General features: G+C 67.5%; 11 protein-coding genes. 8 read left to right on the top strand and 3 right to left on the bottom strand.

Annotation, left to right across the window (positions count from 1 at the left end):
• The first annotated feature begins 110 nt into the window (after window positions 1–110).
• From ompR to HWX00_RS01390, 4 genes are all read left to right on the top strand, one after another.
• A complete protein-coding gene (ompR, locus tag HWX00_RS01405; RefSeq protein WP_006478565.1) occupies window positions 111–845 on the top strand; it encodes an osmolarity response regulator transcription factor OmpR in 735 nt (244 codons plus the stop codon).
• A gap of 40 nt (window positions 846–885) precedes the next feature.
• Window positions 886–2,247: an ATP-binding protein gene (locus tag HWX00_RS01400; RefSeq protein ID WP_034188781.1), complete on the top strand. Its 1,362-nt coding sequence runs from the start codon at window positions 886–888 to the stop codon at window positions 2,245–2,247.
• 189 nt (window positions 2,248–2,436) lie between these two features.
• Window positions 2,437–2,985 (top strand): peroxiredoxin, encoded by a 549-nt coding sequence (locus tag HWX00_RS01395; RefSeq protein WP_006478563.1) that lies wholly within the window; start codon window positions 2,437–2,439, stop codon window positions 2,983–2,985.
• A 76-nt stretch (window positions 2,986–3,061) separates the two neighbouring features.
• On the top strand, window positions 3,062–3,589 hold the full coding sequence (locus HWX00_RS01390; RefSeq protein WP_011352388.1) for a carboxymuconolactone decarboxylase family protein: 528 nt from the start codon (window positions 3,062–3,064) through the stop codon (window positions 3,587–3,589).
• Window positions 3,590–3,718: 129 nt separating this feature from the next.
• Here HWX00_RS01390 and ispF read toward each other — a convergent pair whose 3' ends face one another.
• On the bottom strand, window positions 3,719–4,204 hold the full coding sequence (gene ispF / locus HWX00_RS01385) for a 2-C-methyl-D-erythritol 2,4-cyclodiphosphate synthase (RefSeq protein WP_034188783.1): 486 nt from the start codon (window positions 4,202–4,204) through the stop codon (window positions 3,719–3,721).
• Between the two features lie 28 nt (window positions 4,205–4,232).
• A complete protein-coding gene (ispD, locus tag HWX00_RS01380; protein ID WP_059561773.1) occupies window positions 4,233–4,943 on the bottom strand; it encodes a 2-C-methyl-D-erythritol 4-phosphate cytidylyltransferase in 711 nt (236 codons plus the stop codon).
• A 107-nt stretch (window positions 4,944–5,050) separates the two neighbouring features.
• Between ispD and mfd the strand changes: the two genes are divergently transcribed.
• The 4 genes from mfd to HWX00_RS01360 all read left to right on the top strand — a co-directional run bounded on the left by mfd (window position 5,051) and on the right by HWX00_RS01360 (window position 11,500).
• A complete protein-coding gene (gene mfd / locus HWX00_RS01375; protein WP_034188785.1) occupies window positions 5,051–8,521 on the top strand; it encodes a transcription-repair coupling factor in 3,471 nt (1,156 codons plus the stop codon).
• Window positions 8,522–8,626: 105 nt separating this feature from the next.
• The gene (gene argE, locus HWX00_RS01370) at window positions 8,627–9,847 is read left to right on the top strand and encodes an acetylornithine deacetylase (protein WP_175027187.1); all 1,221 of its coding nucleotides are present in this window, start codon (window positions 8,627–8,629) and stop codon (window positions 9,845–9,847) included.
• Between the two features lie 59 nt (window positions 9,848–9,906).
• On the top strand, window positions 9,907–10,926 hold the full coding sequence (locus HWX00_RS01365; RefSeq protein ID WP_034188787.1) for a threonine/serine dehydratase family protein: 1,020 nt from the start codon (window positions 9,907–9,909) through the stop codon (window positions 10,924–10,926).
• Between the two features lie 46 nt (window positions 10,927–10,972).
• Window positions 10,973–11,500: a DUF3574 domain-containing protein gene (locus tag HWX00_RS01360; protein WP_175027186.1), complete on the top strand. Its 528-nt coding sequence runs from the start codon at window positions 10,973–10,975 to the stop codon at window positions 11,498–11,500.
• Window positions 11,501–11,586: 86 nt separating this feature from the next.
• Here the strand turns inward: HWX00_RS01360 and HWX00_RS01355 are convergent, their stop codons facing one another.
• Window positions 11,587–14,103, bottom strand: a complete 2,517-nt coding sequence (locus HWX00_RS01355; RefSeq protein ID WP_059561779.1) for a penicillin-binding protein 1A — start codon at window positions 14,101–14,103, stop codon at window positions 11,587–11,589.
• Between the last annotated feature and the right edge of the window lie 22 nt (window positions 14,104–14,125).

The raw sequence follows: 14,125 nt of genomic DNA, 5'->3' as shown, positions 1-14,125 counted from the left end.
AGGAATCTATATAGCCTGCCTTTACTCGGCGCGACACTACGGGTAAATTTTGTAACCGACTGTAACGCACGAAAATACGTGGCCGTGCGTCAATTCCCATTCGCGATAAGATGCCGATCATGGAAACGAAAAACCCCTCCAAGATTCTCGTCGTTGACGACGACCCTCGCCTGCGCGATCTGCTGCGCCGCTATCTCGGCGAACAGGGTTTCAACGTATACGTCGCCGAAAACGCGACCGCGATGAACAAGCTCTGGGTACGCGAGCGTTTCGACCTGCTCGTGCTCGACCTGATGCTGCCGGGCGAGGACGGCCTGTCGATCTGCCGCCGCCTGCGCGGCAGCAACGACCGCACGCCGATCATCATGCTCACCGCGAAGGGCGAGGACGTCGACCGCATCGTCGGCCTCGAGATGGGCGCCGACGACTACCTGCCGAAGCCGTTCAATCCGCGCGAACTCGTCGCGCGCATTCATGCGGTGCTGCGCCGCCAGGCGCCGGCCGAACTGCCGGGCGCACCGTCGGAAACCACCGAGGTGTTCGAGTTCGGCGAATTCTCGCTGAATCTCGCCACGCGCACGCTGACGAAGTCCGGCCAGGAAATCCCGCTGACGACCGGCGAATTCTCGGTGCTGAAAGTGTTCGCGCGTCATCCGCGCCAGCCGCTGTCGCGCGAAAAGCTGATGGAGCTCGCGCGCGGCCGCGAATACGAAGTGTTCGACCGCAGCCTCGACGTGCAGATCTCGCGCCTGCGCAAGCTGATCGAACCGGATCCGGGCAGCCCGCGCTTCATCCAGACCGTCTGGGGCCTCGGCTACGTGTTCATCCCGGACGGCGCCGCCTGACCTTTCTCCCTCCCGGTTTCGCCCGTCCACGGCCCGTCCCATGCGTATCGACCGGCGCCTCCTGCAGCTCGCGTTCGGCGGGCTGTTCTGGCGCACCTTCCTGCTGATCGCGCTGCTGATCTCGGTCAGTCTCGCCGCGTGGTTCCAGAGCTTTCGCGTGATCGAGCGCGAGCCGCGCGCGCAGCGCGTCGCGCTGCAGCTCGTCGCGGTCGTCAAGCTCACGCGCACCGCCCTGCTCTATTCCGATCCCGATCTGCGGCGCGCGCTGCTGCAGGATCTCGAGAGCAACGAGGGCGTGCGCGTCTACCCGCGCGAAAAGACCGACAAGTTCAAGCTGCAGCCCGACGAATCGCTGAACCGCCTGATCGAACACGACATCCGCAGCCGCCTCGGCGACGATACCGTGATCGCGCAGTCGGTCAACGACATTCCCGGCGTGTGGATCAGCTTCAAGATCGACGACGACGATTACTGGGTCGCGCTCGACCGCGACCAGCTCGACAACGTCACGGGCCTGCAATGGGCGGGCTGGGGGCTGTTCGCGCTCGCGCTGTCGCTGTTCGGCTCCGCGTTCATCACCAGCCTCGTGAACCGGCCGTTCTCGCGGCTCGCGCTCGCCGCGCGCCAGGTCGGTTCGGGCCAGGCGCCCGAACCGCTGCCCGAGCGCGGGATGGGCGTCGCGGCCGACACCAACCGCAGCTTCAACCAGATGGTGCGCGACCTCGAACAGCTCGAGGCCGACCGTGCGCTGATGCTCGCGGGTATCTCGCACGACCTGCGCACGCCGCTCGCGCGGCTGCGGCTCGAAACCGAGATGAGCCCGTCCGACCAGGCGACCAAGGACGCGATGGTCGACGACATCGAGCAGATGGACCGCATCATCGCGGCCTTCATCGACTACGCGCGCCCGTCGCAGCGCAAGCCCGAGCCGGTCGACCTGTCGTCGATCGCGCAGGAAGTCGCCGCGCGCGTCTCGGGCGAGGACGGCGTCGAGATCCGCACGCGGCTCGCGCCGAGCGCGATCATCGAAGCGGACGAGACCGACATGCGCCGCGTGATCGGCAACCTCGTCGAGAATGCGCGCAAGTATGGCCAGAGCAAGCAGGACGGCGTCTCGCGCATCACGGTCGAGACCCGCGTGTCGCATGCGCGCGTCGAGCTGTCGGTGAGCGACGAAGGCCCCGGCATCCCCGAGGATCAGCTGCCGCTCGTGATGCGCCCGTTCTACCGCGTCGACACCGCACGCACCAAGGCGGACGGCACGGGCCTCGGGATGGCGATCGTGCTGCGGCTCGTCGGCCGCTATCGCGGCGCGCTGCGCCTGCGCAACCGGAACCCCGACGCGGGCCTCGAAGTCACGCTCGAATTCCCCGGCGCCGGCAAGGCGCGTGCGACCGCGTGACACGCTCGCGCCTGCCTCCCGCGCGTCACACTATCGATCCGGTTGAAAAAAGCTATGAGGATCGTTAGTTAAAATCTATTGAAGTGTTTTACTAATAGTGTTATAGTTTGCCTCATGCTGTCACATCATCGTTGCAGCACCGAGGTAGCTTGACTCAGTCTTCTTCCCCATTCACACAGGAGTATCCGCATGAAAACCGTGGGCGATAAACTCGAAGCTTTCACCGTCGTAGCCGCGAAGCCGGGCTTCAACAATCACGAGGAAAACGGCCAGTCGGCGTTCGAGACCGTCACCGAAGCGTCGTTCCCGGGCAAGTGGAAGATCATCTACTTCTATCCGAAGGATTTCACGTTCGTGTGCCCGACGGAAATCGTCGAGTTCGCGAAGCTGACGAAGCAGTTCGAAGAGCGCGATGCCGTCCTGCTCGGCGGCAGCTCGGACAACGAATTCGTCAAGCTCGCATGGCGCCGTGAGCACAAGGACCTCGACAAGCTGAACCACTACTCGTTCGGCGACGTCAAGGGCGAGCTGATCGACCAGCTCGGCGTGCGCGACAAGGAAGCCGGCGTGGCCCTGCGTGCAACGTTCATCGTCGATCCGGACAACACGATCCAGCACGTTTCGGTGAACAACCTGAACGTCGGCCGCAGCCCGGAAGAAGTCCTGCGCATTCTGGACGGCCTGCAGACGGACGAACTGTGCCCGTGCAACCGTGCAGTCGGCGGCGCAACGCTGTAAGCGCATCGATGCACGAAGCCCGCGGCGCACGTCCTGCCTGCGGGCTTTTTTAACGGCCAACCCATAGGAGATATCAATGGAATTCATCGACTCGATTAAGGCACGAATCCCCGATTACGCGAAGGACATTCGCCTGAACCTCGACGGCACGATCTCGCGCTCGTCGCTCGAAGGCACCGACGCGGTGGGCGTCGCGCTGGCGGCGGCCATCGCGGCGAAGAGCACCGTGCTCATCAAGACGATCCGCGAAGCCGGCGTCCTGTCGCCCGAAGAGACGAACGCCGTGCTGACGGCGGCCGCGCTGATGGGGATGAACAACACCTGGTATCCGTATGTCGAGATGGCCGACGACGCCGACCTGAAGACGCAGCGCGCCGAGCTGCGGATGGGCGCGTATGCGACGCACGGCGGTGTCGACAAGCGCAAGTTCGAGATGTACGCGCTCGCCGCGTCGATCGTCGGCAAGTGCCACTTCTGCGTGAAGTCGCACTATGCGCTGCTGAAGAACGAGCAAGGCATGACCGTCACGCAGCTGCGCGACGTCGGCCGCATCGCGTCGGTGATCAACGCCGCCGCGCAGGTGATCGCCGCCGAAGGCGAATAAGCGGTCGCGTGCCGTGCGGCAGCCATGCCGCGCGGCGCCCGCTTCAAACGACAATGCCACGCCGACGCGTGGCATTTTTCATTGCAGCGGCATCGCGCGGGGCGAACCGCGCGATGCCGCCGGCAGCCGTCAGCCGCCCTGCTTCACCAGCAGCGCGGCGGCCTGCGCCTCGATGCCTTCGCCGCGGCCGAGATAACCGAGCTTCTCGTTGGTCTTCGCCTTCACGTTCACGCGATCGAGCGGCAGCCCGAGATCGGCCGCGATGTTCGCGCGCATCCCGTCGATATGCGGCGCAAGCTTCGGCGCCTGCGCGATCACGGTGCTGTCGACGTTCTGGATCGTGAAACCCGCCGCCTTCACGCGCTCGGCGCACGCACGCAGCAGCACGCGGCTGTCCGCGCCCTTGAACGCCGCGTCCGTGTCGGAGAAATGACGGCCGATGTCGCCGAGCGCCGCCGCGCCGAACAGCGCGTCGGTGATCGCGTGCAGCAGCACGTCCGCGTCCGAGTGGCCGAGCAGGCCGCGCTCGTACGGAATCGTCACGCCGCCGATGATGAGGGGGCGTCCTTCGACGAGCTGGTGCACGTCGTAGCCTTGTCCGATTCTGAAATCCATGCGTGTTCCGATTGAGAGGGGGTGAATGTCAGGAAGCGTTCGCGGCACGCGCGAGGATCGCTTCCGCGAGCGCGAAATCTTCCGGGTACGTGACCTTGAAATTGCGCAGGCTGCCCTGGACGACGCGCGGCGTGTGGCCCGCCCATTCGATCGCGCTGGCCTCGTCGGTCAGGTCGTGCCCTTCGCGCTGCGCGCGCAGGATCGCCTCGCGCAGCATGCCGATGCGGAACATCTGCGGCGTCTGCGCCTGCCACAGCGCGTCGCGCGATTCCGTGCGCGCGATCGCGTCGCCGCCGGCCGGCACGCGCTTGAGCGTATCGGCCACCGGCAGCGCGACGATGCCGCCGACGGGGTCGTCCTTCAGCGTCGCGACGAGCGTGCGGATCAGCGCCGGCGTGATGCCCGGGCGCGCCGCGTCGTGCACGAGCACCCAGTCCTGGTCGGTCGCGCCGAATTCGGCCAGTTCGAGCAGCCCGTTCAGCACCGACGCCTGCCGCGAGCCGCCGCCGCAGCGGCGCACCGCGAAACGCAGGCCCGCGAAGCGGCGCGCGTCGAAATGGGAATCGTCGGGCGCGAGCACGACGAGCGTCTGCGCGAACTCGCTGCACGCGTCGAACGCGGCGAGCGTGTAGTGCAGCAGCGCGCGGCCGGCCAGCGTGCGGTATTGCTTCGGCACGGCCGAGCCGGAACGGCTGCCCGTGCCGGCACAGGGAATCAGGGCGAAAAGTCGGGGAGTCACGAAGGGAAACGCCGGAAAGATGAAATCGAGAAGCGGATTTTATAATAGGTCTTTCGTCTCGACCGGCGCACCGCGATGCGCCCGTGCACGCCACCCCTGTCGTCCCTATGCCAGATAACGCTTCCAACCCGTCAGCCTCCCCCGTTGCCCGCGTCAAGCCCGGCCAGCGCTTCGCCTTCGACGGCGCGCACGGCTCCGCCGACGCGCTCGCCATCGCCCGTTATCTCGCCGACAACCGTCAGGACGTGCCGCTCCTCGCGGTGATCTGCGCGAATGCGGTCGACGCGCAGCGGCTGTCGCAGGAAATCCGCTATTTCTCGCCCGACGCGCGCGTGCGCCTGCTCCCGGACTGGGAAACGCTGCCGTACGACACCTTTTCGCCGCACCAGGACCTCGTGTCCGAGCGGCTCGCGACGCTGCACGACCTCGGCGAGGGCCGCTGCGACATCCTGCTCGTGCCCGCGACCACCGCGCTGTACCGGATGCCGCCCGCGTCGTTCATGGCCGCGTACACGTTCGCGTTCGCGCAGGGCGAGCGGCTCGACGAGGCGAAGCTGAAGGCACAGTTGACGCTGGCCGGCTACGAGCACGTGAGCCAGGTCGTGCGGCCCGGCGAATACTGCGTGCGCGGCTCGCTGATCGACCTGTACCCGATGGGCTCGCCGCTGCCGTACCGGATCGACCTGTTCGACGACCAGGTCGACTCGATCCGCGCGTTCGACCCCGACACGCAGCGCAGCCTCTACCCGGTGCGCGACGTGCGCCTGCTGCCCGGCCGCGAGTTTCCGTTCGACGAAGCCGCGCGCACGGCCTTCCGCAGCCGCTGGCGCGAAACCTTCGAAGGCGACCCGAGCCGCGCGCCGATCTACAAGGACATCGGCAACGGCGTGCCGTCGGCCGGCATCGAGTACTACCTGCCGCTGTTCTTCGACGAAACCGCCACGCTGTTCCACTACCTGCCGCAGGACGCGCACCTCGTGTTCACCGGCGATCTCGAGGCGTCGATCCGCCGCTTCACCGCCGACACGAAGCAGCGCCATGCGTTCCTCTCGCACGATCGCGAGCGGCCGATCCTCGAGCCGCAGCGGCTGTTCCTGTCCGACGAGGATTTCTTCGCGTTCGCGAAGCCGTTCGCGCGCGTCGTGCTGCCCGCGCAGCCGGCCGGCGGCTGGGCAACCGCGCTGCCCGAGCTGACCGTCGACCGCCATGCGGACGACCCGCTCGCGTCGCTGCGCACCTTCGTCGAAACGTCCGGCAAGCGCGTGCTGCTGACCGTCGAATCGGCCGGCCGCCGCGAGACGATCCTGCAACTGCTCGCCGAGCATCACCTGCGCCCCGCGTCGAACGACCACTTCGCGGGCTGGCTCGCGAGCGACGAACGTTTCGCGCTCGGCGTCGCGCCGCTCGCGAACGGCTTCGCGGTGCCGGGCGAAGGCTACGCGGTCGTCACCGAAACCGAGCTGTACGGCGCGCTCGGCCGCCGAGCGGGCCGCCGCCGGCAGGAACAGGCGAGCAACGTCGACGCGATGGTGCGCGACCTGTCGGAGCTGAAGGTGGGCGATCCGGTCGTGCACTCGCAGCACGGCATCGGCCGCTACCTGGGCCTCGTCTCGATGGATCTCGGCGAAGGCGAGACCGAATTCCTGCATCTCGAATACTCGGGCGAAAGCAAGCTCTACGTGCCCGTCGCGCAATTGCACGTGATCTCGCGCTACAGCGGCGCCGACCCCGACAGCGCGCCGTTGCACGCGCTCGGCTCCGGCCAGTGGGAACGCGCGAAGCGCAAGGCCGCGCAGCAGATCCGCGATACGGCCGCCGAGCTGCTGAACCTGTACGCGCGTCGCGCGGCCCGCGAAGGCCACGCGTTCACGCTCGACCCGCGCGACTACGTGAAATTCGCGGAAAGCTTCGGCTTCGAGGAAACGCCCGACCAGGCCGCGGCGATCGCGGCCGTGATCGGCGACATGACGAGCGGCAAGCCGATGGACCGCCTCGTGTGCGGCGACGTCGGCTTCGGCAAGACCGAGGTCGCGCTGCGCGCCGCGTTCATCGCGGTGCTGGGCGGCAAGCAGGTCGCGCTGCTGTCGCCGACCACGCTGCTCGCCGAGCAGCACACGCAGACCTTCGCCGACCGCTTCGCGGACTGGCCGGTGCGGATCGTCGAGCTGTCGCGCTTCAAGACCACGAAGGAAGTGAACGCGGCGATCGCGCAGATCAACGAAGGCAGCGTCGACATCGTGATCGGCACGCACAAGCTGCTGTCGTCGGACGTGCAGTTCAAACGCCTCGGCCTCGTGATCATCGACGAGGAACACCGCTTCGGCGTGCGCCAGAAGGAAGCGCTGAAGGCGCTGCGCGCGGAAGTCGACGTGCTGACGCTCACCGCGACGCCGATCCCGCGCACGCTCGGGATGGCGCTCGAAGGGCTGCGCGATTTCTCGGTCATCGCGACCGCGCCGCAGAAGCGGCTTGCGATCAAGACCTTCGTGCGCCGCGAGGAGGAAAGCGTGATCCGCGAGGCAATGCTGCGCGAGCTGAAGCGCGGCGGCCAGGTGTACTTCCTGCACAACGAAGTCGAGACGATCGAGAACCGCAAGGCGATGCTCGAGGCGCTCGTGCCCGAGGCGCGGATCGTGATCGCGCACGGCCAGATGCACGAGCGCGAGCTCGAACGCGTGATGCGCGATTTCGTCGCGCAGCGCGCGAACGTGCTGCTGTGCACGACCATCATCGAGACCGGCATCGACGTGCCGAGCGCGAACACGATCATCATGCACCGCGCGGACAAGTTCGGCCTCGCGCAACTGCACCAGCTGCGCGGCCGCGTCGGCCGCTCGCATCACCAGGCCTATGCGTACCTGCTGGTCCACGATCCGCAGTCGCTGACCAAGCAGGCGCAGCGCCGGCTCGAGGCGATCCAGCAGATGGAGGAACTCGGCTCGGGTTTCTATCTCGCGATGCACGACCTCGAGATCCGCGGCACCGGCGAGGTGCTCGGCGACAAGCAGTCGGGCGAGATCCACGAGATCGGCTTCCAGCTCTACACGGACATGCTGAACGACGCGGTGAAGGCGTTGAAGAACGGCAAGGAGCCCGACCTCACCGCCCCGCTCGCCGCGACGACGGAAATCAACCTGCATGCGCCCGCGATCCTGCCGGCCGACTACTGCGCGGACGTGCAGGAGCGGCTGTCGCTGTACAAGCGGCTCGCGAACTGCGAGCACGGCGACGCGATCGACGGCATCCAGGAGGAGTTGATCGACCGCTTCGGCAAGCTGCCGCCGCAGGCGCACGCGCTCGTCGAGACGCATCGGCTGCGGATCGCCGCGAAGCCGCTCGGCATCGTGAAGATCGACGCGAGCGAGGCCGCGATCGGGCTGCAGTTCGAGCCGAATCCGCCGATCGATCCGATGCGGATCATCGAGATGGTGCAGAAGCACCGGCACATCAAGCTCGCGGGCCAGGACAAGCTGCGCATCGAGACGCGCTCGCCCGATCTCGCGATCCGCGTGTCGACGATCAAGGAAACGCTGCGCGCGCTCGGCCCGAAACAGGGCGCGGCCGCCGCGGCGCGCTGACGCGATACCGGCGGGCGCGACGTTGCTGCACCGCATCGCGCCCGACGAAGGCGGGCCGGCGCGTTTTTGAGTATGATTTTCCCATTCATCAGACGGAGTTTTGCCATGTCCACTCTCGACGCGACGGCGCCTTCCGCCGCAACCCGGGGCGACGAATCGCTCGTCAGCCTGCCCTGGGTCAAGCAACTGGTGTCGATGGACACGACGAGCCGCGTGCCGAACCTCGGCCTGATCGAGACGGTACGCGACGCACTCGCCGCGAAGGGCATCGCTTCGACGATCACGCACGATCCGCGCGAAGGCTGGGCGAACCTGTTTGCCACCGTGCCCGCGCACGACGGCACAACGAACGGCGGCATCGTGCTGTCGGGGCATACCGACGTCGTGCCGGTCGACGGCCAGCAATGGGACAGCAACCCGTTCGCGCCGGAGATCCGCGACGGCCGCCTGTACGGCCGCGGTACCTGCGACATGAAGGGCTTCATCGGCGCGGCGCTCGCGCTGCTGCCCGAGATGCAGGCGACGAAGCTCGCGAAGCCGATCCATTTCGCGCTGTCCTACGATGAGGAAATCGGCTGCGCGGGCGCGCCGCTGATGATCGCCGACCTCGTGAAGCGCGGTGTGCAGCCGTCGGGCTGCATCGTCGGCGAGCCGACCAGCATGCGGCCGATCATCGCGCACAAGGGCATCAACGCGTACCGCTGCTGCGTGCGCGGCCACGCGGCCCATTCGTCGCTGACGCCGAAGGGGCTCAACGCGATCGAATATGCGGCACGCCTGATCTGCCATATCCGCGACATCGCCGACCGCTTCCGTGCCGAAGGCCCGTTCGACGAACTGTACGACGTGCCGTTCACGACCGCGCAGACGAGCACGATCCAGGGCGGCAACGCGATCAACACGGTGCCGGCCGAGTGCCGCTTCGATTTCGAATTCCGCAACCTGCCCACGCTCGACCCCGAGCAGATCTTCACGCGCATCGAGGCGTATGCGCAGGAAACGCTGCTGCCGCAGATGCTGCGCGAGCATCCGAACGCCGCGATCGAGTTCTCGAAGATCGCCGCGGCGCCCGGCCTCGATGCAACCGAACAGGCCGCGATCACGCAGCTCGTGCGCGCGCTGACGGCCGACCAGGACAAGCGCAAGGTCGCGTACGGCACCGAGGCCGGCCTGTTCGAGCGCGCGGGCATCCCGAGCGTCGTGTGCGGGCCCGGCAACATCGAGCAGGCGCACAAGCCGAACGAGTATGTCGAGCTCGCGCAGCTCGCCGGCTGCGAGCAGTTCCTGCGCAAGTTCATCCGCAGCATGTCGGTCGACGCGCACTGACTGCCTCCCGCCACGCCGGCCCGCGTGTGCGGGCCGGCCCACTCCGCCACCGCCACGTCATGCCGACCGAACAACAGGGCACCGCCCATACGACGATCGACGGCGAGCCGATTCCGACGCTCGACGAAATCGCCGCGCAGCATTTCGCTCTGTCGCCGTGGGTCGCGCGCACGCCCGTGTTCGAGCGCGCCGACCTGCCGTCCCTCGAGGGCACGCACGTCAACTTCAAGTTCGAGCTGCTGCAGGCGAGCGGCAGCTTCAAGGCGCGCGGCGCGTTCACGCACCTGCTCTCGCTGGACGAGGCGCGCAAGAACGCGGGCGTCACCTGCGTGTCGGCCGGCAATCACGCGGCGGCCGTCGCGTATGCGGCCATGCGGCTCGGCAGCAGCGCGAAGGTCGTGATGTTCCACACCGCGAGCCCGTCGCGCATCGCGCAATGCAAGCAGTACCGCGCGGAAGTCGTGCTCGCGGGCAGCGCGTCGCAGGCCTTCGATCTCGTGCGCCGCATCGAGGCCGAGGAAGGCCGCTTCTTCATTCATCCGTTCAACGGCTATCACACGATCCTCGGCACCGCGACGCTCGGCTACGAATGGGCGACGCAGACGCCCGACCTCGACGCGGTGATCGTGCCGATCGGCGGCGGCGGGCTCGCGGCCGGCATGGCGACCGCGCTGCGGCTCGCGAACCCGCGCGTGCACGTGTACGGCGTCGAGCCGGAAGGCGCCGACGCGATGAGCCGCAGTTTCGCGGCGAATCACACGATCAAGATGAGCGCGATGCAGACCATCGCCGATTCGCTGATGGCGCCGCACACCGAGGAATACAGCTACCAGCTGTGCCGGCGCCACGTCGACCGCATCGTCACCGTGTCCGACGACGCGCTGCGCGCCGCGATGCTGTTCCTGTTCTCGCACCTGAAGCTGTCGGTCGAACCGGCCTGCGCGGCCGCGCTCGCCGCGCTGCTCGGCCCGCTGCGCGAAACGCTGCAGGGCAAGCGCGTCGGCGTGCTGCTGTCGGGCACGAATACCGATCCCGCCACGCTCGGCATGCACCTCGCGCACGCGAAACTGCAGCACTGACCCCACATCGGGCACCGACGAACCACCCCAGGGTTATCCCCAGATTATGTTGACAGCCCTGTTGATAACCCGCCGGACACGCACGCAAGTGGTTGAGCGCGCAGCATTTTGCGCGCGCGAAGGTCGATCGTCACGAAATGGGCAGACACGGACGCTGGTCGCATGCGCGGCGGCGCTCACGCTGCTCGCCGGTTGCGCGACGGCGCCGTCGCCCGTCGCGCAACCGGTGTCCTGCACGCAACCGGGCGAAAGCCGGATGCTGCAGGCCGACCTGCTGTTCGGGCGCGACGTCACGGGGCGCGGTCCCGTCACCGATGCGGAACGCGCGACGTTTCTCGCCGACACGGTCACGCCGCGCTTCCCCGACGGCCTCACCTACTGGGACACGCACGGACAGTGGCGCGACCGCGCGACCGGCGGCGTCACGCGTGAAGACAGCTTCGTGATCCGTATCATCGCCGACGATACACCCGACACGCGCACACGGCTCGCCGCGATCCGGCTGGCGTACATGAAGCGATTTCACCAGCAATCGGTCGGCGTGACGATCGCGCCGGCCTGCGTATCGTTCTGATTCACCTTCTCCTGCTGCTCGCGACTCGCACAAGAAAAACGGGCGCCCGAAGGCGCCCGTCGCATGTCCGAAGCAACGCGTATCGCTTACTTGTTCTCGAACATGTCCATGATCTGCTGCTTCTCCTGCGGCGTGACGGGCGGCGGTGCCAGACCGGCCGCGCCGGCCGAACCCAGCGCGTCGTTCGCGCTGATCGCGTTCTCGGCCGGGTTGATGTCGACGTTCGCGACGAAGCCGTTGCCCGGCGTGCGATCGGCGTAGTACAGCTCGCCGTCGATCGTGGTCAGGCCGTCCGGCATCGGCATCTGCTGCTCGGGCACGCCGTTCAGCGCGGTGCGCATGTAGTTCACCCAGATCGGCAACGCGAGCTGCGCGCCGAATTCGCGGCTGCCGAGGCTCTTCGGCTGGTCGAAACCCATCCATGCGACCGCGACGAGCGACTGCTGGTAGCCGGCGAACCAGCCGTCCTTCGCGTCGTTCGTCGTACCCGTCTTGCCCTGCAGGTCGCTGCGGCCCAGCACGTTGGTGCCTGCCCCCGTGCCGGCCGTCGCGACCGAGTGCAGCAGGCTGTTCATCACGTATGCGTTGCGGCCTTCGATCGTACGCGGCGCCGTGCCGCCCGCGATCACCGGCTGCGACTTCTGCAGCGGCTGGCCGCGCGCGTCGTCGACTTCGGCGATCAGGTACGGATCGACCTTGTAGCCGCCGTTCGCAAATACCGCGTAGCCGGTCGCGAGCTGCAGCGGCGTGACGAGGCCCGCGCCGAGCGCCATCGGCAGGTAAGGCGGCGTCTTCGCCGGATCGAAGCCGAAGCGCTGCGTCACGTACTGCTGCGCATACTGCGTGCCGATCGACGCGAGGATCCGGATCGACACGAGGTTCTTCGAACGCTGCAGGCCGGTGCGCATCGTCATCGGGCCGTCCGGCTGGTCGTCGTCCTTCGGCTCCCACGCGGTGCCGCCCGGCACGCTCGGCGGGAAGTACAGCGGCGCGTCGTTGATCATCGTCGCCGGCCCGAGCCCCTTGTCGAGCGACGCCGAGTAGATGAACGGCTTGAACGACGAGCCCGGCTGCCGCCATGCCTGCGTCACGTGGTTGAACTTGCTCTTGTTGAAGTCGAAGCCGCCCACGAGCGAGCGGATCGCGCCGTCCTGCGGCGCAATCGCGACGAGCGCGCCTTCGACCTGCGGCAGCTGCACGACCTGCCAGCCCGTCTTGCCGTCCTTCAGCACGCGCACGACCGAGCCCGGCTTGATGCGCAGCGCGTTGTTCGCGCGCGGGCCGAGCGCGGCCGACACGAAGCGCAGCCCGGCCGGGCCGATCGTGGTGGTCGCGCCGCCGACGAACTGCACCTCGACCGCGTTCGGCGACGCCGACAGCACGACCGCCGATTGCAGGTCGCCGTTGTCCGGATGATCGGCGAGCGCGTCGTCGATCGCCTCGTCGCGCTCGTCGCCGGCCGCAGGCAGGTTGATCGACGCCTCCGGCCCACGGTAGCCGTGGCGGCGCTCGTAGTCGAGAATGCCGCGGCGCACGGCCTGGTACGCGGCTTCCTGGTCGGCCGAGTTGATCGTCGTCGTGACGGTCAGCCCGCGCGTATAGGTTTCGTCCTTGTACTGCTGGTACATCATCTGCCGCACCATCTCGGCGACGTATTCGCCGTGCACCGCATACTGGTTGCCCGGCGTGCGCACGTGGATCTCTTCCTTGATCGCTTCGTCGTACTGCGGCTGCGTGATGTAGCCGACCTCGAGCATGCGCTTCAGGATGTACTCCTGGCGCACCTTCGCGCGCTTCGGATTGACGACCGGGTTGTACGCGGACGGCGCCTTCGGCAGCCCCGCGAGCATCGCCGCCTCGGCAAGGGTGATGTCCTTCAGGTCCTTGCCGAAGTACACGCGCGCGGCGGCCGCGAAGCCGTATGCGCGCTGGCCGAGATAGATCTGGTTCATGTACAGCTCGAGGATCTGGTCCTTCGTCAGGGCCTTCTCGATCTTGTACGCGAGCAGCATTTCGTAGATCTTGCGCGTATAGGTCTTCTCGCTCGACAGGAAGAAGTTGCGCGCGACCTGCATCGTGATCGTGCTCGCCCCCTGCCGCGCGCCGCCGTGCATCAGGTCGGCCACGCCCGCCCGCAGGATGCCGACGAAGTCGACGCCGCCGTGTTCGTAGAAGCGGTAGTCCTCGATCGCGAGCACGGCCTTCTTCATCACGTCGGGAATGTCCTGGAAGCGCACGAGGCTGCGGCGCTCCTCGCCGAACTCGCCGATCAGCACGTGATCGGCCGTGAACACGCGCAGCGGCACCTTCGGCTGGTAGTTGGTCAGCGCGTCGAGCGACGGCAGCTGCGGCGCCATCACGACCAGCGCATAGCCGACGATCAGCGCGCCGACGATCGCCAGCGTCGCGAACAGGCCGGCGAACCACAGCGCGACGCGCGAGCCGAACGTGCGGCGCCGCCCGCCGCCGCCGCTGCGCTGCTGCGCGCGGCGGTCGTCACGATCGTCGTCATCGGGGTAATAGGCCCCGGACGGCGAACGGCGCAGCGTGTAGTGGGGTTCGTTCCTGTCGGAAGAAGAAGGCGGTCGTTTGATAATTGGCATGTCGGAATGGCGGGCGGTCGTG

It is taken from the genome of Burkholderia seminalis DSM 23518 (assembly GCF_902832885.1).
Lineage (GTDB): Bacteria > Pseudomonadota > Gammaproteobacteria > Burkholderiales > Burkholderiaceae > Burkholderia > Burkholderia seminalis.
This window is presented reverse-complemented; position numbering and strand designations above follow the sequence as displayed.

Bases quoted from the DNA above. Each gene is read 5' to 3' on its own strand.
- argE (WP_175027187.1), top strand. From the start codon at position 8,627: ATGTCCACTCTCGACGCGACGGCGCCTTCCGCCGCAACCCGGGGCGAC.
- ispF (WP_034188783.1), bottom strand. From the start codon at position 4,204: ATGGATTTCAGAATCGGACAAGGCTACGACGTGCACCAGCTCGTCGAA.
- HWX00_RS01400 (WP_034188781.1), top strand. From the start codon at position 886: ATGCGTATCGACCGGCGCCTCCTGCAGCTCGCGTTCGGCGGGCTGTTC.
- HWX00_RS01395 (WP_006478563.1), top strand. From the start codon at position 2,437: ATGAAAACCGTGGGCGATAAACTCGAAGCTTTCACCGTCGTAGCCGCG.
- HWX00_RS01355 (WP_059561779.1), bottom strand. From the start codon at position 14,103: ATGCCAATTATCAAACGACCGCCTTCTTCTTCCGACAGGAACGAACCC.
- HWX00_RS01365 (WP_034188787.1), top strand. From the start codon at position 9,907: ATGCCGACCGAACAACAGGGCACCGCCCATACGACGATCGACGGCGAG.
- ompR (WP_006478565.1), top strand. From the start codon at position 111: ATGCCGATCATGGAAACGAAAAACCCCTCCAAGATTCTCGTCGTTGAC.
- HWX00_RS01360 (WP_175027186.1), top strand. From the start codon at position 10,973: ATGTTGACAGCCCTGTTGATAACCCGCCGGACACGCACGCAAGTGGTT.
- HWX00_RS01390 (WP_011352388.1), top strand. From the start codon at position 3,062: ATGGAATTCATCGACTCGATTAAGGCACGAATCCCCGATTACGCGAAG.
- mfd (WP_034188785.1), top strand. From the start codon at position 5,051: ATGCCAGATAACGCTTCCAACCCGTCAGCCTCCCCCGTTGCCCGCGTC.